We start from the raw sequence: 24,152 nt of genomic DNA on the forward strand, positions 1-24,152 counted from the left end.
ATCCGCCGGCTTGAGCATCTGAGCACATGGGGAGTTCAGCGATGAAACTGTGGAAGACCCTACTGGCCGCTGCCGTGCTGGCGTTCGCAACCGCCACGTCGGCGTTTGCCGCCAGGACCGATCTGGTCATCGGCATTCCGCTTGAGCCTCCGCATCTCGATCCGACGGCAGGAGCGGCCGCGGCTATCAGGGAAGTCACATACGCCAACGTCTTCGAGGGCCTCACCCGCATCGGCCCGAACAGCGAAGTTCTGCCCGATCTGGCCGAGAGCTGGACCGTTTCAGACGACGGCAAGGTCTACACTTTCAAGCTGCATACCGGCGTGAAATTCCACGACGGCACCGATTTCAGTGCCGATGACGTGAAGTTTTCGCTCGACCGTGCCCGCGCGGAAAACTCCATCAACGCGCAGAAGCAGCTCTTTGCTGCCATCGACAAGATCGAAGTGGTCGATCCCGCCACCGTGAAGGTCACGCTTACCCACTCGCAGGGCTCGTTCCTCTACAATATGGGCTGGGGCGACGCGGTGATCGTTTCGCCGAAATCCGCCGACACCAACAAGGAAAAGCCGATCGGCACCGGGCCCTTCAAATTCGAGAGCTGGGCCAAGGGTTCATCGATCACCCTCGTGAAATCGGACCATTACTGGGGCGCCCCTGTTTTCCTCGAAAAGGCCGAATTCCGCATCGTTCCCGATGCCGCCGCCGCGGTGCCGGCGCTGCTTTCCGGCGACATACAGGCTTTCCCCTTCTTCGACCCCGACAGCGTTTCTCAGGTCAAGGACGATCCGCGCTTCAAGGTCGTGGTCGGCGCGACCGAAGGCGAGACCATCCTGTCCATCAACAACAAGAAGCCACCCTTCGACAAGCTGCAGGTGAGGCAGGCGATCTCCTACGCGCTTGACCGCAAGGCGATCATCGACGGCGCCTCGGCCGGGCTCGGTCTGCCGATCGGCTCGCATATGTCGCCGGCCAACAAATATTATGTCGACCTCACCGGTCTCTATCCGCACAATGTCAACAAGGCCAAGGAACTCTTGAAGGAGGCCGGGCTGGAGAACGGCTTCAAGGCCACATTGAAACTGCCGCCACCCTCCTATGCGCGGCTCGGCGGCGAGATCATCGCTTCGGAACTTCGCGACGTCGGCATCAATCTCGAGATCATTCCGGTCGAATGGGCGCAGTGGCTGGATCAGGTGTTCACCAAGAAAGACTACGACCTGACCATCGTCTCCCACACCGAGCCGAACGACATCGGCATCTATTCGCGCAAGGACTACTACTTCAATTACGACAACCCGACCTTCGACAAGATCATCGCCGATCTGGATCTGACCTCGGACGAGGCCAAGCGCAAGGAACTGTATGCCGAAGCGCAAAAGATCCTTGCCGACGATGCCGTGGTCGGCTTCCTCTACGAATTGCCCAAGGTCGGGGTCTGGGACGCCAAGCTGCAAGGGTTGTGGGAAAACGCGCCGATCCCTGCCAACGACCTGACCAAGGTGAAATGGAGCGAGTGAGGCTCGCACAACGGTTCGTCATCCTAGGGCGGAGCAGATAGCGCAGCGAACTGCGTAAACCCTAGGATCCATTCCGCGACTTATGAGCGATGCTGCCACGCAGAACCTGGGGGAACGTGAGTTGGAGACAGAAAGAGGCAACGCTGGTTTTGGACCGCCGCGCTCTTCGACTTCTGTCACGGCATGGATCCTGGGGTCTTCGCGACGTCGCTTCGCTCCTGCTTCGCCCCAGGATGACGAAGTTGCGCTTCCCCACCTCCCATGACCGCCTACCTTCTCAAGCGCCTCGCAATAGCCATCGCCACGCTGGTGCTGGCTTCCATCGTGGTGTTCGCCGTGCTGGAAGTCCTCCCCGGCGATCCGGCGCGGCTGATGCTGGGCATGAACGCCAGCGCCGGCCAGGTGGAGCTGTTGCGCAACCAGATGGGTCTCGACGCGCCGCTTGCCTGGCGTTACCTGCACTGGGCCGGCGGCCTGCTCAGCCTCGATTTCGGCCGATCCTACACCTATTCGGTGCCGGTCATCGATCTCGTGCGTGAACGGCTTGCCGTATCGCTGCCGCTGGCGCTGATCGCGCTGGCGCTCTCCACCATCATCGCCATTCCGGTCGGGCTGTTTTCCGCCAGCCGGCGTGGACGGGTCGGCGACACGGTGGCGATGGGCGCGGCGCAGCTTGGCGTGGCCGTGCCCAATTTCTGGTTCGCACTGATGCTGATCTATGTCTTCGCCGTCTGGCTGCACCTGGTGCCGGCCGGCGGTTTTCCAGGCTGGGCCGCCGGCGCCTGGCCGGCGCTGAAATCGCTGCTGTTACCGGCGGTGGCGCTTGCTTTGCCGCAAGCCGCCATCCTGGCGCGCGTCACCCGCTCGGCGCTGATCGAGGTGCTGAACGAGGACTATATCCGCACCGCCCGCGCCAAGGGCCTGCCCTACCGCGCCGTGTTGTGGCGGCACGCGCTGCGTAACGCCATGATCCCGGTGCTGACCATCCTTGGCCTGCAATTCGCCTTCCTGCTCGCCGGCACCATCATCATCGAGAATGTCTTCTACCTACCCGGGCTCGGCCGACTGGTGTTCCAGGCGATCACCCAGCGCGACCTGATCGTCGTCGAAAGCGTCGTCATGCTGCTGGTCGCCGCCGTCATTGCCGTCAACCTCGTCGTCGACCTTTCCTATGCGGTGGTCGATCCCCGCCTGAGAACCCGGCAATGACGCTGCGCATCGACATCCCCGAGGACACTTTCAGCGGCATCCTGGCCAAGGCGTTCAGGAACACCGCTTTCGTCAGCGGCTTCGTCATCACCGCGCTGATACTGGCGATGGCCATCGTCTCCTATGTCTGGACGCCGTACGACGTGACGAAGCTGGTCATAGCGGACAAAACCCAAGGCCCCGCGCTGGCGCACTGGTTCGGCACCGACCATTTCGGCCGCGACATCCTGTCGATGATCATGGTCGGGGCGCGCAATTCGATTGCCGTGGCGTTGGTCGCGGTCGGCATCGGCATGGGTGTCGGCGTGCCGCTCGGCGCCTTTGCCGCGGCCCGCGGCGGCCTCGTCGACGAAGCGCTGATGCGCATCAACGATCTCGTCTTCGCCTTCCCGGCGCTGCTGTCGGCGATCATGATCACCGCCATCTTCGGGCCGGGCGCAGTCAACGCCATCATCGCCATCGGGATCTTCAATATCCCGGTCTTTGCCCGCGTTGCCCGCGCCGGCGCGCTGGCGATCTGGCCGCGCGAATTCATCCTTGCCGCGCGCGCCGCCGGCAAGAGCAGCACGCAGATCACTGTTGAACATGTCCTGCCCAACATCGCCACGCTGCTCCTGGTGCAAGGCACCATCCAGTTCGCACTCGGAATCCTGGCCGAAGCGGGACTCTCCTATCTCGGCCTTGGCGCGCAGCCGCCAATGCCGAGTTGGGGCCGCATGCTGTTCGATGCGCAGACGCGCATGGTGGCGGCGCCATGGATGGCGATCTTCCCCGGCATGGCGATCGTCATCACCGTGCTCGGCCTGAACCTTCTGGGCGACGGCATCGCCGACATCCTCGACCCCAAATCGCGGCGGCAGCGATGAGCCTGCTTGAGATCAACAATCTGTCGCTGACCATCGGCGATACGCAAATCCTGAAGGACATGGAGCTTTCCGTCGCGCCTGGCGAGGTGATGGGACTGGTCGGCGAATCCGGCTCCGGCAAATCGATGACCGCGTTGACAGTCATGCGGCTGCTCCCGCACACCGCACGTGCCACTGGGCGCGTCACATTCGACGGCATCGATATCCTTGCGGCGACCGAGGACCAGATGTGCGCGCTGCGCGGTGACGACATCGGCATGGTCTTTCAGGAGCCGATGACTGCCCTCAATCCGGTCAAGACCATCGGCGAACAGGTGGCCGAAGGCATACGCTGGCACACCAAAGCGACGCGCGCCGAAGCCGAGGAGCGGGCGCGAAAAATGCTCGACCGCGTCGGCCTTCCCTCGGCGAAATTCCCGCTGTCGCGCTATCCGCACGAACTGTCCGGCGGTCAGCGCCAGCGCGTCGTCATCGCCATTGCCTGCGCGCTGAAACCGAAACTGCTGATCGCCGACGAGCCGACGACGGCGCTCGATGTCGTCCTGCAGGCGCAGATCCTCGATCTCTTGCGCGGTCTCGTTGCGGAGAGCCGCATGGGTCTGCTGCTGATCTCGCACGATCTCGCCGTGGTGACCGAGATGGCGGATCGCATCACCATCATGCGCCGCGGCGAGGTGATGGAGGCCGGAGACACCGCGCGCACGCTGTCGGAACAGCTTCATTCCTATACGCGCCAGCTGGCGCAAGCCTCGATGCATGTACCGGCACGCGCCAGGCCACACGGCGCCGGGCTGGGCCAACCCATGCTTCAGGTTGAAGGCGTGACCCGCGACTATCCCGGCCGGCGTACTTCGCTGTTTCGGCGCGCGCCTGATATCCGTGCCGTCGACGATGTCTCCCTGTCGATTGCGCCCGGCCAGTCGGTGGCGCTGGTCGGCCGTTCCGGCTGCGGCAAGTCGACACTCGCGCGCATGATCCTGGCGCTGGACCGGCCGAGTTCGGGCACGATCCAGTTTCGCGGCGACACCATCACCGGCAAGAGCGAAGCCGAGATGAAACCGGCCAGGCGCGACATGCAGGTTGTCTTCCAGGATCCCTATGGCTCCTTCGACCCGCGCCTGAAGGTCGAAAGACTGGTCGCCGAACCCTTGCATGTGCTGGACAGGAAACCGATGCGCGCCGAGCGCCGTGAGATGGTCGCGCATGCGCTGCACGAGGTCGGCCTGGACCAGCGCGACATGGACAAGTACCCGCATGAATTTTCCGGCGGTCAGCGCCAGCGCCTGTCGATCGCCCGCGCGATCATCACCCGTCCCAAGCTGGTCGTCGCCGACGAGCCGGTTTCGGCGCTCGATGTGTCGATCCGTGCCCAGATCCTCGATTTGTTCGCCGGGCTCAACCAGAAACTCGGTATCGCCTACCTCTTCATCACCCACGACCTGACCGTCGCCCGCGCCATCACGGACGAGGTGCTGGTCATGCATGACGGCAAGATCGTCGAGCGCGGCAAGACGAGCGAGGTGCTGGATCACCCGCAGTCAGAAGCCGCGCGAGCCCTGGTCACCGCTGCACCGGACCTGCACCGAGCGATCGCGCGGAGAATGCAGGAACAGGGGTGAGCAAGCTGTTCGACCTTAGTCTTCCGGCTGCACCACATCGACCGGGCTGATGTCGAGCAGGTCGAGCGTGCGGCGCAGCAGGCGCACCTCGGTCTCGGCCAGTTGCGAATCCGCCTTCGCGATCTCGGCCATGTGGCGGGCCAATTGCTTGCGTCGTTCGATGTCGAGATCGCGAAAAAGCGCGATCGCCTGCGAGCCATTGGTCTCGTAACCGAACTCATTGAGATATTCGATGACGTTGTCGATGCTGGTCTCGAGGATACCGAAAGCATCCTTGCAGATGCGCCGGAAGGCAATCATCTCGCTCTCGCTGACGGTGCCGTCCGCCAGGATCATGCGGAACAACATCAACAGTTCCGCCGAGAGGACCGGGTCGTCCGCCACCTTGCGCACGCCAGGGTCGCCGTCGAAGATAGAGCGTATCTGGTCCATCAATGCGAACGCCATCAGAGCCCCTTTCCGATTCCACTTCAATAATTAGCGCGGAATCAGCCTTGCGCAAACGGGATCGTCGTGGTCGAACGCCTGATATCTCAGCGAAGTGCGCTTTCTCATCTCGATGATCGACCTCAGCCTGCAGACTGTCGCCATGCTCGCTTTCGCCGCTTTTGCCGCGGGCTTTGTCGATTCGATCGCCGGCGGTGGCGGGCTGATCACCATCCCGGCACTGCTGCTTGCCGGTTTTTCACCGGTCGAGGCGCTTGGAACCAACAAGCTGCAAGGCATGTTCGGCTCCGGGTCGGCGACGATCCACTATGCCTCCAAGGGGCATGTCCACCTGCGCCGGCAATTGCCGCCGGCCCTGCTGGCGCTTGCCGGAAGCGCCGTCGGCGCCTTGCTGGCCACGATCGTTCCCGGCGACCTGTTGCGCGCCCTGCTGCCGCTGGTGCTGATCGCCATTGCGCTCTACTTCGCCCTGAAGCCCAACATGAACGATGTCGACCGCGCCGAGCGCCTGTCACCCTTCCTTTTTGGACTGACCCTGGTGCCGGTAATTGGCTTTTATGACGGGCTGTTCGGGCCTGGTGCCGGCTCCTTCTATATGCTGGCCTTCGTCGCGCTTGCCGGCTATGGCGTGCTCAAGGCGACGGCTCATACCAAGCTGCTCAACTTCGCCTCCAACATCGGTGGCTTCATCGTCTTCGCCGCCGTCGGCGTCATCTCCTGGAAGATTGGCCTGATGATGGGCGTTGCCCAGTTCCTCGGCGCCCGCCTCGGCGCCAGCCTCGCCATGCGCATCGGCGCCAGATTGATCAAGCCGCTGCTGGTGATCGTGTGTGTGGCGCTGGCGGCGAAACTGCTGGCCGACCCGGCCAACCCGCTGCGTGTCATGATCGGCGTTTGATAGACAGCCACTGTTCGAATAATGTTGGATTGGCCGGGCGGAAGGATGGCCAATGCCAATCGAGATGCAGCGCCGAACGGAACAGGACCGCTCCATATCTGGACGCTTCGAGATGCGCCGGCTTCTTCCCGGTCCCGCGCTTGAGGGCGTTGTCACCGACATTTGCGGCTACCGCGAAACCGCTGCCGGCCATTTTTGCAATGTCGAATACGCCTCGCTGACCGTGCCGCTGGTCATCAGCTTCGCAGATCCCTTCGCCATCGGCCTTGGCAAGGCGCCTGATGACAATGACCGCTTCGCCAGCTTCGCCGCCGGCCTCTTCGCCGGACCTGTGATGATCGAATCCTTCGGCGCCGCCTGCTGCGTCCAGATCAATTTCACGCCGCTTGGCGCGCGCCGCTTCTTTCGCCTGCCGATGAGCGAGCTGACCGACAGCATGGTCGTGCTCGATGACGTGCTGGGCATTGAGGGTATGGCGCTGCGCGAACGGCTTGGCAACGCGCCGGACTGGACGGCGCGTTTCGATCTTGCGGAAGCCTTCGTCACCGCCCGTCTTGCGAGCGCCGCCGAAACGCCGCCGGAGATCGCGTGGGCCTATGACCGCATCGTCACATCGGGTGGCCGGACACGGATTGCGTCGCTCGCCGAGAGACTGGGCTGGAGCCGCAAACATCTGGCTGGCAGCTTTTCCAACGCCATCGGCATCGGCCCCAAGACGATGTCGCGCATCGTGCGCTTCAACCGCGCGCTCGGCCTGTCGCGGCAGCAAACCGCTGACTGGGCCGACATTGCCGCCGATTGCGGCTATGCCGACCAGGCGCATCTGGTGCGCGAATTCCGTGAGCTGGCAGGCGAGACGCCGACGGCGCTTTCGGTCAGGTAACATTTCTTCAAGACGCTGGAACGGCCTTCGCCCAGACTGGGTATCGACCAACCCAACCGAAGGAGATCGACATGAACAGCAGCACTGAAGCACCACGGCTCTACCCTGCCCTGCGTTATCGGAATGCCGCGAAAATGATCGACTGGCTGTGCGAAGCCTTTGGCTTCAGCGTCCGTGCCCGCTATGGCGAAGGCGATGTCGTTCATCATGCCGAACTGGTGTTCGGCTCCTCCATGATCATGCTGGGCACGGTGCGTGATGACGACTACGGCAAGATGGTCGGGGAGCCAGGTTCGGGCGGCGGCAAGTCGATCTATATCGCCGTCGACGATGCCGATGCCGCCTACGCCAGGGCAAAGGAAGCCGATGCCACGATCATCCAGGAACTGACCGACCGCGACTATGGCAGCCGCGAATTCATCTGCCGCGACCCCGAAGGAAATGTCTGGTCCTTCGGCACCTATTGGCCGAAGGCCGGCGAGAAAAAGGCCTGAGCGACCTAAGGCGTGCTGAGATTCAGGTCAGGCCGAGCCGAAAATGATGGGTTTCGAGAACCGGAGCGGAGCGTACTTGAAGTACGTGAGCACCGGAAGCGCAGGAAACCGGCGTTCGCAGGCCGGCATCGCCTGAATATCGGCACGCCTCAGCGCGCCAGGGCGAAAATCGCGTCACAGTCGAGATGGGCTTCCAGCTCGGCCGCGACCTCGTCCAGGGCCCGCTCGACTCCGGCCCGGTAGTCGATGCCGCCACCCTTGATCCCCAGGATTTCGAGGAATTTTCCGCGAAAGCCGTCGGCGCCGAACAGGCCGTGCATATAGGTGCCGATCACTTTGCCGTCGGCCGAGGTCGCACCGTCCTCGACGCCATTGATGATCGCCGACGGCCGCGCTGTGTCCGGGCCGGTGGTGCGGCCGAGATGGATCTCGTAACCTTCGAGCGGCAGGTCGAACGGCACCGAGCGCGCGCTGACATTGCGCACCGTCTTCTCCGGCTCCATCACCGTTTCGATATCGAGCAGGCCGAGCCCCTCGGCCTCGGTAACGCTGCCTTCGATGCCGTCGGGATCGCGCACCATATGGCCGAGCATCTGATAGCCGCCACAGATGCCGACGATGTGGCCGCCCCGCCTGCGGTGGGCCAACAAATCGCGATCCCAGCTATTCTCGCGGAATTTCAGGAGATCGCCGATCGTCGATTTCGAGCCGGGGATGACCACCAGCCCGGCATCGGCCGGCAGCGGTGTACCGGGCGGTACGAACACCACTTCGACCTGAGGTTCGGCCTTGAGCGGGTCGAGATCGTCGAAATTGGCGATGCGGCCAAGCATCGGCACCGCCACCTTCAGCGCGCGCGCGTCGCCGGACGCAAGCCGTTCCAGCACCACCGAATCCTCCGAAGGCAACCTTGCCGCCGCCTTCAGCCATGGCACGACGCCAAAACAGCGCCATCCGGTGAATTTTTCGATCGCCTTCAGGCCATCATCGAACAGCGAGACATCGCCCCGGAACTTGTTGATAAGGTAACCCACGATCATGCGTCGGTCCTCTTCCGGCAGGATCAGATGGGTACCGGCAACCGAGGCGATGACGCCGCCGCGGTCGATATCGCCGACCAGCACAACCGGCACATTGGCACGCGTGGCAAAACCCATATTGGCGATGTCGCGGCTCCTGAGATTGATTTCGGCCGGCGAGCCGGCACCCTCGACAATGACAAGGTCCGCGTCCTCGCGGACCTTCGCCCAGGAATCGAGCACCGCGTCCATCAGCCGGCCCTTCAGCGCCTGGTAGTCGCGCGCCCTCGCCTCGCCGAACACCTTGCCTTGCACGATGATTTGCGCGCCGACATCGGTCTGGGGCTTGAGCAGCACCGGGTTCATGTGGACTGACGGCGCGACGCCGCAAGCGATTGCTTGCAGCCATTGCGCACGGCCGATCTCGCCGCCGCCACGTCTGTTGTCGCCGGGAATGTCGGCGACTGCGGCGTTGTTCGACATGTTCTGCGGTTTGAACGGCCGCACCTTCAGGCCGCGTTTTTTTGCGGCGCGACAGAGGCCGGCAACCAGCACCGTCTTGCCGACATCCGAACCCGTGCCTTGCAGCATGATTGCCCTGGCCATCAGTTCCGGCCCTGCGTCGCGGTTCCGGTGATCGTGGATTTCTGCGCCAACGGCCCGCCGCGCCAGATGTAGAGTGCCAGCAGCGGCTCCTTGCCCGTTCGCATGGCGTGATTGACGTTCGAAGCGTGGTGGACGACCTCGCCGGCCTCCCGCTTGCGAAAACCGCCCTCGCCCATGCGCCACTCTGTGCCACTGGTCAGCGGAATATAGATCTCCTCGGCGACGTGATGGTGATCGGGATAGACGATGTCGGGCCCGAGGATCAGCAGCCCGGCCGCCACCTCGTCATTGGCGAAATGGCCACGCGTACCGAACATTTCCAGCCAGCCGTAATTGTCGATGAAGGCCTTGCCGAAATCAGCCTCCGTGTAGGTCTGCCCCCAAGGCAAATCGTTGCGCTGCCGCGCCAGCAATTGCACCAACGGCTTCGCATCCGGCGGCGTCAGTTCGGCGGCGCGATCGAGATGGCGCAGGCAGCCGAGCGTATGTGGCTCCAGTGCGCGGGCCGGCATGTCCCAGCCAATGCGCGCCACGGCGTCTCGCACCAGGGCATTGTCCACTGAAGCGAGATAGGCGCGGAACTGTTCCAGCAGTTCGTCGAATTTTGTCGTCACATCTGGCTCCGAACATGCATTGATGCACAGCCGCTCCGCGATCGGTTGGGTTGCGCGGCGGCATCATTGGTCTAGATTGGTGCGCGCGCAAAGCCAAAAACGACAGGCCAGCGGGCTAGCTGGCCAGCATACAGGGAGCACGCCATGGACGCCGCGGTCGATGCGAGCACCAGCCAGTTCGAACTCAACGAGGAACAGCGCGCCATCCAGGAGATGGCCCAGGCGTTCGCCACCGATCGCGTCGCGCCGAACGCGCTCGACTGGGACCGCAGGAAACATTTCCCCGCCGATGTGATCCGCGAAACCGGGCCGCTCGGCCTCGGCGGCATCTACATAAGGGACGATGTCGGCGGCTCCGCGCTCGGCCGACTCGATGCCGTGCTGATCTTCGAGGCGCTGTCGCATGCCGATCCGGCCTTTTCGTCCTTCATCTCGATCCACAACATGGTGGCCTCGATGATCGACCGCTTCGGCAATGAGGAGCAGCGCCAGCGCTTCCTGCCCAAGCTGACCTCGATGGAATGGCTGGCGAGCTACTGCCTGACCGAGCCGGGCTCCGGATCGGATGCCGCGGCGCTGAAGACGCGCGCGGTGAAAAGCGGTGGCGACTACATCCTCAACGGCGCCAAGCAATTCATCTCCGGCGCCGGCGACAGCGACCTCTATGCCGTCATGGTGCGCACCGGTGCCGAGGGGCCGAAGGGCATTTCCACCGTCATCGTGCCGAAAGACGCGCCCGGCCTCTCCTGCGGCGCCAACGAGCACAAGATGGGCTGGCACATGCAGTCGACGCGCCAGGTCATCTTCGAGGATTGCAAGGTGCCGGCCGAAAACCTTCTGTCGGGTGAAGGCGCCGGCTTCGGCATCGCCATGGCCGGCCTCGACGGCGGCCGGCTGAACATCGCCGCCTGTTCGCTGGGTGGCGCGCAGTCGGCGCTCGACAAGGCATTGTCCTACACGGCAGAGCGCAAGGCCTTCGGCTCGAAAATCAATCAGTTCCAGGCTTTGCAGTTCAGGCTGGCCGACATGGAGACAGAACTGCAGGCCGCGCGCATCTTCCTCTATGCCGCCGCCTCCAAACTCGACCGCAAGGCGCCGGACGCCGGCAAATGGTCGGCGATGGCCAAACGCTTCGTCACCGACACCGGTTTCAACGTCGCCAACGATGCGCTTCAACTGCTCGGCGGTTACGGCTATCTGCATGATTATGGCATCGAGAAGCTGGTGCGTGACCTGCGCGTCCACCAGATCCTCGAAGGCACCAACGAGATAATGCGCGTCATCATAGCACGCGCCTTGATCGGAAGGTGAAACTAGGCAGTAGGCAGTAGGCAGTAGGCAGAGATGACCGGCAAGATCAATTCGTACAAGGATCTTATCGTGTGGCAGCAGGCCATGGACCTGGCCGTCGCCACCTACTCGTTGACCAAGACGTGGCCAAAAGAAGAATTATATGGGCTCACCAGCCAGATCCGTCGTTCAGCCAACTCCATTCCTGCGAACATCGCGGAAGGGTACGGCCGAGACAATAGAGGCTCTTATCAGCAATTTCTCAGGATTGCCCAAGGCTCCCTGAAAGAGTTCGAGACGCACCTCCAGATCGCCGAACGAATCGGCTTAGCCACGCACGATCAAACAAATCAGATGCTGTTAGCGACCGAGGGCATCGGAAAAATGCTTCGCCAACTTATCATCAAACTTGCACCCGAATAGTCGCCTACTGCCTACTGCCTACTGCCTACTGCCTACTGCCTACTGCCTACTGCCTACTGCCTAAAGGCCTCACCCCAAATCAAGGAGCGCCCCTATGACCACCATCGCCTTCATCGGCCTCGGCAATATGGGCAATCCAATGGCCGCGAACCTGGTCAAGGCAGGGCATACGGTGCATGGCTTCGACCTGGTGACGGAGAGCCTGACCGTCGCGAGGGAGCACGGCGTCGTCGTCATGGCCAACGCACCGGCCGCAGTGAAGGAGGCCGATGTAGTCATCACTATGCTCCCCGCCGGCAAGCACGTGCTGTCGGTCTATGAGGACATCGCCTCCAAGGCAAAAAAAGGCGCGCTGTTCATCGACTCCTCGACGATTGACGTCGATTCGGCACGCAAGGCGCATGCCATCGCGGCGAAACACGGCCTGCTGTCGATCGACGCCCCTGTTTCCGGCGGCACCGGCGGCGCCACCGCCGGCACGCTGACCTTCATGGCCGGGGGCTCCGACGATGCATTCGCCACGGCCGAACCAATCCTCAAGCCGATGGCCGGCCGCATCGTCCATTGCGGCGGCGATGGCGCCGGCCAGGCGGCGAAGATCTGCAACAACATGATCCTCGGCATTTCGATGATCGGTGTCGCCGAGGCCTTCGTGCTGGCGGAAAAGCTCGGCCTGTCGCATCAGGCGCTGTTCGACGTCGCCTCGACCTCTTCAGGCCAGTGCTGGTCGCTGACCACCTATTGCCCGGTGCCCGGCCCGGTGCCCACCTCGCCCGCCAACAAGGATTACAAGCCGGGCTTTGCCGCCGCCCTTATGCTGAAGGACCTGAAACTGTCACAGGAAGCAGCACTTGGCGCGGGCGCGGTGACGCCACTTGGTGCTGAAGCGGCACAACTCTATGCCCTGTTCAACGCCCAGGGGCATGGCGGCGCCGATTTCTCCGGTATAATTAATTTTCTGCGCGGCGCCCCTGCGTAACCAACGGATTTGATGGGCTTTTTCCTGGTTGGCCCGGCAGGACGGCCGCAAATTTAGATTTGCTTAAGCTCTCGATAACTCCGCGGTAACGATGTCCCTATAAAACGGATTGCGAGGCGGACATATCGCATCCGCCCGGCGCTCCGGATCAGGTCTCGCGTACCGGAGCCCTTCGCCAAGTGTTGAGTAGCGAAACGCCATGCGTATCTGGCAAAGCCGCGTTCCCGACGGAGCGCGGTTTTTGCATTTCCGCCGCGCCCGATCCGGGCTGGAGCCTATATTCCGATCGCGGCGTTCGGGATCGGCACGTGATCTTCATTGGTCAACACGATCGGCGCATCGAAACCGTCCACCCTGATCACGAGCAGGCGCATGCTCCATGTGCCTGCATTGCGAACCAAGTGGGAAAATACGGTCCCTTTACCCTTGGCGCCGTGAACGGGAATGCTGAACTGGGCATCGCCCGCGCCATTCGCATTGACGTTGAGATGCCCGCCGACCCAGAAATTGTCGGTCACATCGTCACCAATGGCGGCTTTCACACGGCTGTCGGCGCGAATGGCATCCATGGTCATGTGATAGGCACCATTACCTTTGAGCATAAACGGGACGCTGCCGACCATCGTCGCGCAGCCGCCTATACTGACCACCCAGACGGCAAGGCCCGCGATTGCCCAGTTGCGCTGCGTCCTGCGGAATTGTTCGGCATCACGCCAGGTCCTGTTCTGCCAGGCCCAGCGGCTGCCGCGTGCCCCAAGCACGAAGATCATGATGAGGTTGACGACCGGGATCAGCGCCAGCAGCGCGATGAAAGTGTTGTTGCCGATGCCCCAGATCCAGTTGAGGAAAAAGGCGCCCCAATTCCAGCGATCCAGCTCGGCCGGGATTTCGGCCGGCTGATTGAGCGGTTGTGCTGCCATGCTGCCTCCCGTCGGTACGTATACCGATCGGTTTTAAAGCAACTCCAGGAAAAGTGTGAAACGGTTTTCCGCCCGGAATCGGGCCAACCCAAAAAATCAAAGTTCCGCAGCACCCATTTCAAGCCTTTGACGAAAGCCGGCGAAAATTCGCCTTCACAGCCCTGCTGGCCGGCTTCAGCGCGGCGCTGATCGACCGTTCAGCCGCGACGCCGTTGAGCAGCGACGGTGTCTGGCCGGAAAGAACCTCCGGCCAGAAACGAGACGCCGACTGCAGAAACGACATTTGCGCCGCAACCGCGCCCTCGGCCATTGCGACGGTCTTCTCGCTGACCGCCCTTGCCGTCTCCGCACTCCAGGGCTCGCCGCTCCGGGCCTCCATGGCCATCAGTGGCAGGCGCATCATCGCCACCATCGGCGCCAGCATCAGGCCCGCGCCGATGCTGTTCGCTTCCTGCACGCGTCGACGTCTGGTCTTTCTCATGGAAACCCCCTTCGCGGCCGGATCGACCGCCGCTCACACTACGCGCCAAAGGTGGGATCGTTCCCTGGCCAGGATGGTATCTTCTCGATACCGAGCGTCTCCTGAAGAAACGCCCGGTCGAGCTTCGCCTACCGCTTGCGCAGATCCGCCTGTGCCAAATCCAGCGCTTTGCCGATACGTTCGCAGGCCATGTCGATCGTATCGCGGGTCCAGATCAGCGGCGGCGACAGGATCATCGTATCGCCGGTGGCGCGCAGCATCATGCCGTTGGCGATCGCATGATCGCGGACCGTCACCGCGGCACTTCCCGACGGCAGGAACCGTTCCTTGGTCCCCTTGTCCTTGACGATCTCGATCGCACCCATCAGTCCGATCGAGCGCACTTCGCCAACCAGGTCATGCCCAGCAATGCGCTCTTGCAGGGCCTTGGCGAAATACGGCCCGGTGTCGTTCCTGACGCGGTCGACCAGGCCTTCCCGTTCGATGATCTCCAGGTTCTTCAACGCCACGGCGCAGGCCACGGGGTGACCCGAATAGGTGTAGCCATGGTTGAACTCGCCCCCCTTCTCGACCAGCGTCGAGGCTATACGATCGCCGACCAGGAGTGCCGACAACGGCTGATAGCCCGAGGTCAGCGCCTTTGCCGTGGTGATCGTGTCGGGCTCGATGCCGAAGGTCTGCGCGGCAAACCACTCGCCGGTGCGGCCATAGCCGGTGATGACCTCGTCCAGCATCAGCAGCACGTCGTATTTGCGGCAGATGCGCTGCACTTCGGGCCAGTAACTGGCCGGCGGGATCTTGACGCCGCCCGCGCCCATCACCGGCTCACCGATGAAAGCCGCGACCTTGTCGGCGCCGGCCTCGAGGATGGCATCCTCGACCGATTTGGCCGCGCGCAGGCCGAACTCATGGTCGCTCTCACCCGGCAGCGCCAGCTCATAGGCATAGGGCATCATCACATGGACGATGTTGGGCACGGCCCCGTTGAGTTGCTTGTGCATGGCATCCATGCCGCCGAGCGAGGTGCCGGCGATGGTCGAGCCGTGATAGGCCATCTTGCGCGAGATGACGCGGTTCTTTTCCGGCTTGCCTTCCAGCACCCAGTAATGGCGCACAAGACGCAACGCGGTGTCGTTGGCCTCCGAACCGGATGACCCATAGAACACCTGGTTGACGTTACGTGGCGCGATTTCGGCCAGCTTCTTCGACAACAGCACCGGCGTCGGCGTCGAGCATTTGAAGAAGGAATTGTAGTAAGGCAGTTCCTTCATCTGGGCATAGGCGGCCTCGGCCAGTTCGTCCCGGCCATAGCCGATGTTGACGCACCACAGGCCGGCCATGCCGTCGAGCAGCTCCGCCCCTTCGGAATCGTAAATGAACGGGCCATTGGCATGAGTGATGACGCGCGAGCCGGCCTCGCGCAGTTCCCTATGGTCGGTGAAGGGATGCAGGTGATGCGCGGCGTCGATCTGCTGAAGCTGCTTCAGCGAATAATTTTGATAGGTCATGTCTGATCTTTCCTCTGGATTCAATCCGGCTGCGCCGGGGCGAATGCATCAGAGGCAGGCAGGTGGCGAATAGCCGATGCGGGCGCACAGCCGCAAAAGCTCGGCGCGCAGCGTGCGCGGTGACGGTGTCACTGCGACCCTGAACGCGCGAGCCCCAACTGCGCTGACCAATATCCTGACGAGAGCCATGGTCGGTACCTTAGAGCAAAGGCTGGTCGACGTGAACCACCCTTCGCTTGGCCCATGAGGGAATGTGTCTATGGGTTGGCGCTCAGCGCCCTCTGCAGGAACACGTATTTCATCGCCGTCTGCGCGGCCTGCGGCCGGCGGTCGCCACGCCCGCCATGTCCGCCCTCGGTTTCCTCGAAGAACAGCGCCTTCGCGTGCCCGGCCTCCTGGAGGCGGGCCGCCATCTTGCGCGCGTGGCCGGGATGAACCCGGTCGTCGGCGGTCGAGGTGGTCAAGAGCACCGGCGGATAGGCGGTATCGGCAGTGACATGTTGATAGGGCGAATAGGCGGATAGCCATTTCGCGTCTTCCGGCTTCGACGGATCGCCATACTCTGCCATCCACGAAGCGCCCGGCGGCAATTCGGTGTAGCGCAGCATGTCGAGCAGCGGCACCTCGACGATGACGGCGCCAAACAGTTCCGGGTGCTGCGTCAGGGAAACGCCGGTCAGCAGCCCGCCATTCGAGCCACCCTGGATGCCGAGCGAGGCAGCCGTGGCGATGCCGCGCCTGACGACGTCCTCTGCCACCGCGGCGAAGTCATCGAAGCCGTTCTGGCGCTTGCCCTTCAATGCGGCCTGGTGCCAGGCCGGCCCGAACTCGCCGCCGCCGCGAATACAGGCCTGCACATAGGCGTTGCCCTTCTCCAGCCACAGCCTGCCTCGCACACCGGCATAGCCCGGCAGCAGCGGCACTTCGAAGCCGCCATAGCCGTAGAGCAGCGTCGGCACCGGCCCCTTCTGGTCGCGACGCCGCACGACGAAGTATGGGATCATCGTACCATCCTTCGAGCGCGCCTCGAACTGCTCCGAGATCAGCGGCGAGGCATCGAAACGCGCCGGCTGCGACTTCACCGTCGCAAGCGTCTCACCATCGTCATCGGACCAGATGATTGAACTCGGCGTCAGGAAATCAGTGAAGGAGAAGGACACGCTGGAGCCGAAATGCTCGGCATGGCTGATGCCGACAGTGCCGTTTTCGGGCAGTGCGACGGGCTTCAGCGACCAGGCGCTGTCCTTGCGCTGGCAGACGAGCACCTTGCCACGCACATTGTCCATCAGGCTGATGAACAACCGGTCCTGCGTTCTGGCGAGCCCGGCAATCGACACGCGATATGCCGGCGCCAACAAGGTTTCGATGGCGCCAAAACCGCCGGTTTCGATCCAATGCGCGAAATCGAGCGAATAGAGTCCATCAGGCTGGCACGCCGTGCCGTCCGGCGCCGTCCAGGGGGTGCGCACCCCGAACACCAGTTGATCCTTGAAAAGCGCTGTGTCGGTGACGTCGTCGGGCAGCGGAATGCGCCTGTTTTCGCCTGATGGCAGATGCAGGAAACTGTGCGATGCGAAGAAATTGAGCGTTCGCGCCAGGAACAGATGACGTTTCTCGCCGTCGAATTCGACGCCGGCGCCGACAGCGAGGTCCTCGGTCTTTCCCTCGAAGATCGGCGTGGCGTTTTCGAGTTTCGTGCCGCGCTTCCACAGCTTGACCACGCGCGGATAGCCGGATTCGGTCTTGTCCGCGTCCTCGAGGGCCGCCGAGACGATGACCGTGTCCTTGTCCAGCCAGCCAAAACCCGACTTGGAGGCCGGCGCACGGAATCCGTTCTCGATAAAGGACTTGGTGTCGATGTCGAACTCGCGCATCTCGCTGGCGTCGCCGCCGTCCGGGGACATCGAGAGCAGGCAGCGGCTGAAGTCCGGATAGAGCCGGCTGGCGCCGCTGAAGACCCATTTGATCCCCTCTTTCGCCGCGAGCTGGTCGAAGTCGATGATTGTCTCCCACTCGGGCTTGTCGGTCTTGTAGGAAGCGACGGTCGTGCGGCGCCACAGGCCGAGCGCATTGGTCTTGTCCTGCCAGAAATTATAGACATGACCGGCAATGGCCGCACCGACAGCGATGTTGTCCTCCGCCGTCATCAGGTCGAGCGCCGTCTGGAACGACGCCTGATAGGATGGATCGCCCTGCAGTTCGCCAACCGTGATCTCGTTCTGGCGGTGCACCCAGTCGAGCGATTGTTCGCTCGTCCTGTCCTCTAGCCAGAGGAAGGGGTCTTCATGAGCGGATTCTGGCTTGGCGATGGGCTTGGTCATGGAATCTCCGATTGCTTCGGCATGCAACATCGACATGCGATCTCCGATATTCAATAGCTGCGGCATCTGGGCAGAGGATTCAGGCCTTCCCGCGACTTCATCCGAACCCGCCACCATCACGCCTTGCCGCTCTGGCGCACGGACGAGCGATAGAGCGCGAAGATGACCAGCACGGCATCAAGCCCTGCGATCACCACAGGCAGCCCCAGCGGGCCGATGCCCTGCATCAACAGGCCGGCGCCGGGCGGGCCGACAATGCCGCCAACGCCCCACAGCAAGGCGAAAGCCGCATTGCCGGTGACGAGCAGCGTGCCCTTGAAGCGGCTGCCGAGTTCCACCAGCGCCATCGTATAGACGCCATAGCCGACCGCGCCCATCACCAGCAGCACCATCCAGATCAGCGGTGTCGTTATCGTGAGCGGCAGCAGCGCCGCGCAAGCTGCCGTCGCCATCGCGCAGGCCAGGATCATGGGGCGGCCGCCGAAGCGTTCGGCAAGCAGGCCAAGCGGGATCTGCAGCAGGATGTTGCCCAGGGACAGCGCCATCACCAGTGCTGCGAGCACGGCCTCCGGCAGGCCGTAGTCGGCGCCGAAGACGGGAACCAGCGCATAGGTGCTTTGCTGGACGGCGGCCGAGACCAGCACGGCCAGCAGCAGCGCCGGCGCCAGCCGGGCAAAACCGGCAAAGCTGCCGGCCGGCTGCCCATCATCCTCGAAACCGGTGAGCTTCGAAGAAACAAGGCGCAGGATGACGGCGCAAAGCACGAAGCCGCCAATGCCGACGCTGAAGGAAGCCCAGCCCTGCGTACCGACCAGTGTCAGGGTGAACGGGCCGGCGGCGTAGCCGGCGCCCATCAGCGTGTTGAACACGCCCATCACCCGGCCGCGCCGCGAAGGCGGCGCCAGCGACAGCGCCCACACTTCGCCAAGGATATAGAGCGGATTGATGACCACGCCGATTAGAAAGCGGATCACGTACCAGGCTACCCAGTTCTGCAGATAGCCGATGGCCAGGAAGCACAGCGCTCCGATCAGCGAGCAGCCGACCGCCAGCGTGCGCGCACCGACCAGGCGGACAGCCGCCGGCACGAATGACGCCGACAGGATCAGCCCGAGCGGCATCGTCGCCGCGGACAGGCCGATCAACCCTGGCGACATGCCTTGCTTCTGCATCAGGAGCGTGAACAGCGGCGAGCTCAACCCCTGCGCGGCGCCGAACATGGCAAGTGCCGCGGTGACGCCGGCGAGCGCTGCCCACTGCGTCCGCGCTTCGCCTTCGCTCGAGCCGGTTGCGACCATGCAGTCAATCCATGTGAAGTGCCGGCTGACCTCCGCGCGGCAGGCGTCATTAGCTACCGGTACGATCGGGGGAAGGAAAGGGCCGGCAAGCGAAATCCGCTTGCGCCAATCGGCCTGTGCGCCCGATCGTGGCCGAGCGAGCCTGGATCGGATGAGCCTGAGATGCGCGGCAGGCCACGCTACGGGAAATAGCGGGCGATCGCGCCCTTCTTGCCGTCGGCGTAAGGCTTCAGCCACTGGTCGTCGATGGAAAGTCCGTCATCGTCCGAAGGCCCCTTGCCGATCGTCCTCCGCCAAGCGCGAAACTTGTAGTGGTCGAACACGTCGAGCATGTGCACCGCGTAGGCGGCCGCGAAGGTCTTGTCGCCTTCGACGATCACAAGGTTCTCGTCATTTTCGTAAGAGGCCTTGTAACCGAGATTGTGGCTGCCGGTGATGACGGTGGCGTTCTCCTCCATCGGATCGATGATGACGATCTTGTCGTGCACGATCGCATGGCCGACGGTCAGCACCTCGGCCTGGAAGTCGCGGGCGATGGTGGCGCCGGTCAGGTTCGCCGCCCGCACGACGGAGACGTTCGGAGCCTCCCAGATCTTTTCCGGATAGACGAAGGGCGCCTTGCCGTCCTTGTTCGACTTGTGGGTGACCGGATCCTTGGTCGGCGCGACATAGTTGGGCATGGCGGTTTCGTCGCTTATCGCGCCCTGCACGATCAGCTTCGGATCGGCCTTCGCCGCCGCGACGGCCTGGTCGACGATCGAGTTTTCGCCGAGCAGCGAGGGATTGAACACCAGAAACAGCACCGCCCGCTTCGCAGCCTTGATGCGGGCGAAGACATCCTCGAGATCCACCGGCCGCACCGAGATGTCCTTCTTGTTGCGGTCGGGATCGTTCGGCGAAAACCAGATCGTCATGCCGTCCAGCACCGCCGTGGTGCCGTTCAGAGGGTTTGGCATGTGGTTCTCCTTGCGAAACGGCACGCCTTGCGTCTGTGCCACGCGGCCGGCAGCGCTTTCCGAGGCCGGCGGCGGAAACACGTCGGCCTTCATGCGATCCCAGTAGGCGTCGAAGATTTCGGCCATTGCAGGATCGTCGCGGATGAAGGCGTTGTTGGACTGCCCGCAAATGCCCGTCGACGTCCAGTTGGTGCTGCCGGTCATCACCGCTTGCGGCTTCCCCTGGGCGTCGCGGTAGACGGCAAACTTGTTGTGGCCGATGTGGTTGTTGTTGAAGAGGCGATCCGTCACCACCACGCCCGCGTCGTGCAGGCGCTTCCTGTAGGGCGCGTTGCCGGCGTCCCACGCCTTGGTCTGGTCGTCCTTGCCCGAATTGGAAAGAATGACCTCCACGACATCCTTCGCGGCGAGGATGGCGTCGCACAGCTCGTCGTCGCCAAGCTCGTAAAGCGCGAGCCGGACGGTGCCGCCGTCCGTCTTGGCCCGTTTCAGCAGGCTGGTCAGCACGTCGGGCACATCGCCATGCAGGTAGGCGCGTATCTTGCTGGTCGGATCCTGCAGCACCGCCCTGATCTTGTCGCGCTGCCCGACCTTGATGCCGGCTTCCGCCAGTGCATGCGACATCCATTGCGTCGACAGCACGCCATTGGTGAAGGCCACACGCGCCTTGCCGAACATCTGCCCCAGGAAGATCGGTGGGCTGACCGCACCCCGGCCGAGATAGCCCAGCGGCCGCGCCGGCCCGGTGTAGGCGGGCTTGCCGTCGACGACCTGTTCGGGTCGCACCGGCACTGGATCGAGGCCGGGCTTCATGTCGCCTACCGGGCGCACCCGATAGGCAATCAATTCACCGTCAGGTCTGACGTCGATGCTGTCGCGGCGCCGCCGCACGGTGAGATCGCGCCAGAAGGTCTTCTGCACCGGCCAGACGCCGGTATCCTGGGGAATCCAGTCCTTGTTGCTCTGGCCCTTGAAGGGCACCCAGGACGCCAGGCAACGCTCTTCGCCTGTATCGGGATAGAGGCGCACGATCTCGAAGCCCAGGCAGTCCGGGATCATCCCGTCTATGTCCCAGGAAAGGAACGCGACTTCGTTGTTGGTCGCGGCACGCACCTTGACGACATCAGGCATGGGGCTGTCCCTCCAAAGACGTTCAGCCCGCAAGTATATCAGAAGTAAAAGACGGTACTGTAACCGCGCGCCGTCGGCATCCATTCACTCGGCCGCGCTCAGCACTTGCTGGCGCGTCATGGTGACAAGGTGAGGTCCCCGCCATGCAACTGCCGTTCCGGCATGTCGCTTCCCTCGCTCTAGTGGTCGCCGCCTCCGCAATGGCCGGACCGCCGCCGGTCCATTATGCCGCCCACTTTCGCATCCTACGAGGCTCCTCATGACCGCCGCCCTTCAACCCGCCGAACCGGCTCCGGCAACCGATCGCGCCCGTCGGGGCGGCCGCGCCGGAAAACGCGCCGGTGGCTCGGCCGCGTTCGAGCAGCCTGCCTTCCGCCAGCTGAAAAACCCGTTGCAGCCGACCAGGCTGGTATCCGAGGACGAGCTGGAATCGATCCACCTCGCCTCCTTGCGCGTGCTCAGGGAAATCGGCGTCGACGTGCTGCACGACGAGGCCCGCCGCATCATGAAGGCGCATGGCGCCGACGTGCGTGAGGGCAGCGAGCGGGTACGCTTCGACAGCGACATGATCCTCGAACTGGTCTCCCATTGTCCGTCCGAATTCACCATCCATGCTCGCAATCCCGCGCACAATGTGCGTTTCGGCGGCAACAATCTGATCATCTCGATGATGGCGTCGGCGCCCAACTGCTCCGACATCGATCGCGGCCGCAGGCCCGGCAACCAGCAGGACTACCGCAATTTCCTGCGCCTGGCGCAGATGCACAACATCTTGAACTGTACCGGCGGCTATCCGGTCGAGCCGACCGACATCCATCCGTCCGTCCGCCACCTCGAATGCGTCCGCGACCTCGCCACGCTCACCGACAAGGTGTTCCACATCTATTCACTGGGCAAGGAGCGCAATGTCGACGGCATCGAGATCACTCGCATCGCTCGCGGCATCAGCCGCGAGCAGCTGATGGCGGAGCCGTCGGTATTCACCATCATCAACACCAATTCACCGCTCAAGCTCGACGTGCCGATGATGGAAGGCATCATCCAGATGTCGAGCATGGGCCAGGTCGTCATCGTCACGCCGTTCACCCTGTCGGGCGCCATGGCCCCGGTGACCATCGCCGGCGCGCTGGTGCAGCAGAACGCCGAGGCGCTGTCCGGCATCGCTTTTGCCCAGATGGTGAAGAAGGGCGCACCGGTCGGCTATGGCGGCTTCACCTCCAATGTCGACATGAAGTCCGGTTCACCTGCCTTCGGCACGCCTGAATACATGAAGGCGCAACTCGTCGGCGGTCAGCTTGCACGCCGCTACAAGATCCCCTACCGCACCTCGAACACCTGCGCTGCAAACACGGTCGACGCGCAGGCGGCCTATGAGAGCGTGTTCTCGCTGTGGGGCGCGGTGCAAGGCGGCGGCAACCTGATGATGCATGCGGCCGGTTGGCTCGAGGGCGGCCTGCGTTGCTCCTACGAGAAGACCATTCTGGACATCGACCTGCTGCAGATGGTGGCCGAGTTCCTGACGCCGCTCGATCTGTCGGAAGAAGCGCTCGGCTTCGACGCCATCCAGTCGGTCGGCCCCGGCGGCCACTTCTTCGGCACCCAGCACACGCAGGACCGCTACAAGACCGCCTTCTATTCGCCAATCCTGTCGGACTGGCGCAATTTCGAGACCTGGGCGGAAGCCGGATCGCCGACAGCGATGGAAAAAGCCAACAAGGTGTGGAAGGAACGTCTGGCCTCGTACGACGAGCCCTACATGGACCCGGCCATCCGCGAGGAGCTCAACGCCTTTGTCGCGAAGCGCACGGCCGAAGGCGGCGCGCCGACCGATTTCTAGACGGACCACCCTTCAGGGCCGTTCGGTTTCGCTGCAAAGCGACTCGGGACCTTCAAAATATCTGATTCAGTTTACACGAAAACGGACCTATCTTCATGAAATCCCATGTAAAAGCGGTTGTAATTGGCGGCGGCGTCGTCGGCTGCTCGGTTCTTTATCATCTGGCCAAGGCCGGCTGGACCGACATCATGCTGATCGAGCGTTCGGAGCTGACCTCCGGCTCGTCCTGGCACGCGGCGGGCGGCTTCCATACGCTGAACGGCGATCCCAACGTCGCCAAGCTGCAGGCCTATACGGTCCAGCTCTACAAGGAGATCGAGGAAATATCCGGCCAGTCCTGTTCGCTGCACCTGACCGGCGGCGTGATGATGGCCGACACGCCCGAGCGCATGGATTTCCTGCGGCTCGCCCATGCCAAGGGCCGCTATCTCGGCATGGACACCGAGCTGATCACCCCGTCCGAAGCCAAGGCGATGTTCCCGCTGATGGACGAGACGAATTTCGTCGGCGCCATGTGGGACCCGGTCGAAGGCCATCTCGATCCCTCGGGCACCACCATCGCCTACTCCAAGGCGGCCAAGAAACTCGGCGCCGAGATCGTGCTGCGCAACCGCGTCGTCGACCTGACTCAGCAGCCGGACGGCACCTGGAACGTCGTCACCGAACAGGGCACGGTCCATGCCGAGCATGTCGTCAACTGCGGCGGCCTGTGGGCGCGCGAGATCGGGCGCATGGTTGGCGTCGAACTGCCGGTGCTGGCGATGGAGCACATGTACCTGCTCACCGAGCCGATGCCGGAGGTCGAGGAGTTCAACAAGTCGACCGGCCGCGAG

21 protein-coding genes are annotated in these 24,152 nt (G+C 63.2%); 12 read left to right on the top strand and 9 right to left on the bottom strand.

Going from position 1 to position 24,152, the window contains the following annotated elements:
- The first annotated feature begins 41 nt into the window (after window positions 1–41).
- The 4 genes from FJ934_RS05400 to FJ934_RS05415 all read left to right on the top strand — a co-directional run bounded on the left by FJ934_RS05400 (window position 42) and on the right by FJ934_RS05415 (window position 5,214).
- Entirely contained in the window at window positions 42–1,520 is a 1,479-nt protein-coding gene (locus FJ934_RS05400; RefSeq protein WP_140607611.1) for an ABC transporter substrate-binding protein, read from the top strand.
- 261 nt (window positions 1,521–1,781) lie between these two features.
- Complete coding sequence (locus FJ934_RS05405) at window positions 1,782–2,729, top strand: ABC transporter permease (RefSeq protein WP_140607612.1); 948 nt, start codon at window positions 1,782–1,784, stop codon at window positions 2,727–2,729.
- A complete protein-coding gene (locus FJ934_RS05410) occupies window positions 2,726–3,595 on the top strand; it encodes an ABC transporter permease (RefSeq protein WP_140607613.1) in 870 nt (289 codons plus the stop codon). The genes FJ934_RS05405 and FJ934_RS05410 overlap by 4 nt, the downstream gene beginning before the upstream one ends.
- Window positions 3,592–5,214 carry a dipeptide ABC transporter ATP-binding protein gene (locus tag FJ934_RS05415; RefSeq protein ID WP_140607614.1) on the top strand — a complete coding sequence of 541 codons (1,623 nt, stop codon included), beginning with the start codon at window positions 3,592–3,594 and terminating at the stop codon, window positions 5,212–5,214. The genes FJ934_RS05410 and FJ934_RS05415 overlap by 4 nt, the downstream gene beginning before the upstream one ends.
- A 15-nt stretch (window positions 5,215–5,229) precedes the next feature.
- Here the strand turns inward: FJ934_RS05415 and FJ934_RS05420 are convergent, their stop codons facing one another.
- Window positions 5,230–5,661 carry a TerB family tellurite resistance protein gene (locus tag FJ934_RS05420; protein ID WP_140607615.1) on the bottom strand — a complete coding sequence of 144 codons (432 nt, stop codon included), beginning with the start codon at window positions 5,659–5,661 and terminating at the stop codon, window positions 5,230–5,232.
- 112 nt (window positions 5,662–5,773) lie between these two features.
- On the opposite strand from FJ934_RS05420, the gene FJ934_RS05425 reads away from it, so the two are divergent.
- From FJ934_RS05425 to FJ934_RS05435, 3 genes are all read left to right on the top strand, one after another.
- Window positions 5,774–6,559, top strand: coding sequence for a TSUP family transporter (locus FJ934_RS05425; protein WP_140607639.1), 786 nt, complete (start codon window positions 5,774–5,776; stop codon window positions 6,557–6,559).
- 52 nt (window positions 6,560–6,611) lie between these two features.
- Complete coding sequence (locus FJ934_RS05430) at window positions 6,612–7,442, top strand: AraC family transcriptional regulator (protein WP_140607616.1); 831 nt, start codon at window positions 6,612–6,614, stop codon at window positions 7,440–7,442.
- Between the two features lie 71 nt (window positions 7,443–7,513).
- Window positions 7,514–7,936 carry a VOC family protein gene (locus tag FJ934_RS05435; RefSeq protein ID WP_140607617.1) on the top strand — a complete coding sequence of 141 codons (423 nt, stop codon included), beginning with the start codon at window positions 7,514–7,516 and terminating at the stop codon, window positions 7,934–7,936.
- Between the two features lie 149 nt (window positions 7,937–8,085).
- Here FJ934_RS05435 and FJ934_RS05440 read toward each other — a convergent pair whose 3' ends face one another.
- Window positions 8,086–9,561, bottom strand: a complete 1,476-nt coding sequence (locus FJ934_RS05440) for a cobyric acid synthase (protein WP_140607618.1) — start codon at window positions 9,559–9,561, stop codon at window positions 8,086–8,088.
- Window positions 9,561–10,175: a dimethylsulfonioproprionate lyase family protein gene (locus FJ934_RS05445; RefSeq protein ID WP_140607619.1), complete on the bottom strand. Its 615-nt coding sequence runs from the start codon at window positions 10,173–10,175 to the stop codon at window positions 9,561–9,563. Before FJ934_RS05445 ends, FJ934_RS05440 begins: the two co-directional genes overlap by 1 nt.
- Window positions 10,176–10,319: 144 nt before the next feature.
- Between FJ934_RS05445 and FJ934_RS05450 the strand changes: the two genes are divergently transcribed.
- The 3 genes from FJ934_RS05450 to mmsB all read left to right on the top strand — a co-directional run bounded on the left by FJ934_RS05450 (window position 10,320) and on the right by mmsB (window position 12,867).
- Complete coding sequence (locus FJ934_RS05450) at window positions 10,320–11,486, top strand: isobutyryl-CoA dehydrogenase (RefSeq protein WP_140607620.1); 1,167 nt, start codon at window positions 10,320–10,322, stop codon at window positions 11,484–11,486.
- 33 nt (window positions 11,487–11,519) lie between these two features.
- Complete coding sequence (locus FJ934_RS05455; RefSeq protein ID WP_140607621.1) at window positions 11,520–11,888, top strand: four helix bundle protein; 369 nt, start codon at window positions 11,520–11,522, stop codon at window positions 11,886–11,888.
- Between the two features lie 94 nt (window positions 11,889–11,982).
- On the top strand, window positions 11,983–12,867 hold the full coding sequence (mmsB, locus tag FJ934_RS05460; RefSeq protein ID WP_140607622.1) for a 3-hydroxyisobutyrate dehydrogenase: 885 nt from the start codon (window positions 11,983–11,985) through the stop codon (window positions 12,865–12,867).
- A 275-nt stretch (window positions 12,868–13,142) separates the two neighbouring features.
- Here mmsB and FJ934_RS05470 read toward each other — a convergent pair whose 3' ends face one another.
- The 6 genes from FJ934_RS05470 to FJ934_RS05500 form a co-directional block, all read right to left on the bottom strand.
- Window positions 13,143–13,787: a cytochrome c oxidase assembly factor Coa1 family protein gene (locus FJ934_RS05470; RefSeq protein WP_140607623.1), complete on the bottom strand. Its 645-nt coding sequence runs from the start codon at window positions 13,785–13,787 to the stop codon at window positions 13,143–13,145.
- A 118-nt stretch (window positions 13,788–13,905) separates the two neighbouring features.
- Window positions 13,906–14,268: a hypothetical protein gene (locus tag FJ934_RS05475; protein ID WP_140607624.1), complete on the bottom strand. Its 363-nt coding sequence runs from the start codon at window positions 14,266–14,268 to the stop codon at window positions 13,906–13,908.
- Window positions 14,269–14,396: 128 nt separating this feature from the next.
- A complete protein-coding gene (locus FJ934_RS05480) occupies window positions 14,397–15,776 on the bottom strand; it encodes an aspartate aminotransferase family protein (RefSeq protein ID WP_140607625.1) in 1,380 nt (459 codons plus the stop codon).
- Between the two features lie 257 nt (window positions 15,777–16,033).
- Window positions 16,034–18,097, bottom strand: coding sequence for a prolyl oligopeptidase family protein (locus tag FJ934_RS05490; RefSeq protein WP_140607627.1), 2,064 nt, complete (start codon window positions 18,095–18,097; stop codon window positions 16,034–16,036).
- Between the two features lie 116 nt (window positions 18,098–18,213).
- Window positions 18,214–19,395, bottom strand: a complete 1,182-nt coding sequence (locus FJ934_RS05495; RefSeq protein ID WP_140607628.1) for an MFS transporter — start codon at window positions 19,393–19,395, stop codon at window positions 18,214–18,216.
- A gap of 179 nt (window positions 19,396–19,574) precedes the next feature.
- Window positions 19,575–21,482 (bottom strand): phospholipase D-like domain-containing protein, encoded by a 1,908-nt coding sequence (locus FJ934_RS05500; protein ID WP_140607629.1) that lies wholly within the window; start codon window positions 21,480–21,482, stop codon window positions 19,575–19,577.
- A gap of 259 nt (window positions 21,483–21,741) precedes the next feature.
- On the opposite strand from FJ934_RS05500, the gene FJ934_RS05505 reads away from it, so the two are divergent.
- Both FJ934_RS05505 and FJ934_RS05510 read left to right on the top strand, forming a co-directional pair.
- On the top strand, window positions 21,742–23,319 hold the full coding sequence (locus FJ934_RS05505) for a trimethylamine methyltransferase family protein (RefSeq protein WP_140607630.1): 1,578 nt from the start codon (window positions 21,742–21,744) through the stop codon (window positions 23,317–23,319).
- Window positions 23,320–23,414: 95 nt separating this feature from the next.
- Window positions 23,415–24,152 (top strand): FAD-binding oxidoreductase (locus FJ934_RS05510; protein ID WP_140607631.1); only part of this gene is annotated, 738 nt, incomplete at its 3' end.

Source organism: Mesorhizobium sp. B2-4-12 (assembly GCF_006441575.1).
GTDB lineage: Bacteria > Pseudomonadota > Alphaproteobacteria > Rhizobiales > Rhizobiaceae > Mesorhizobium.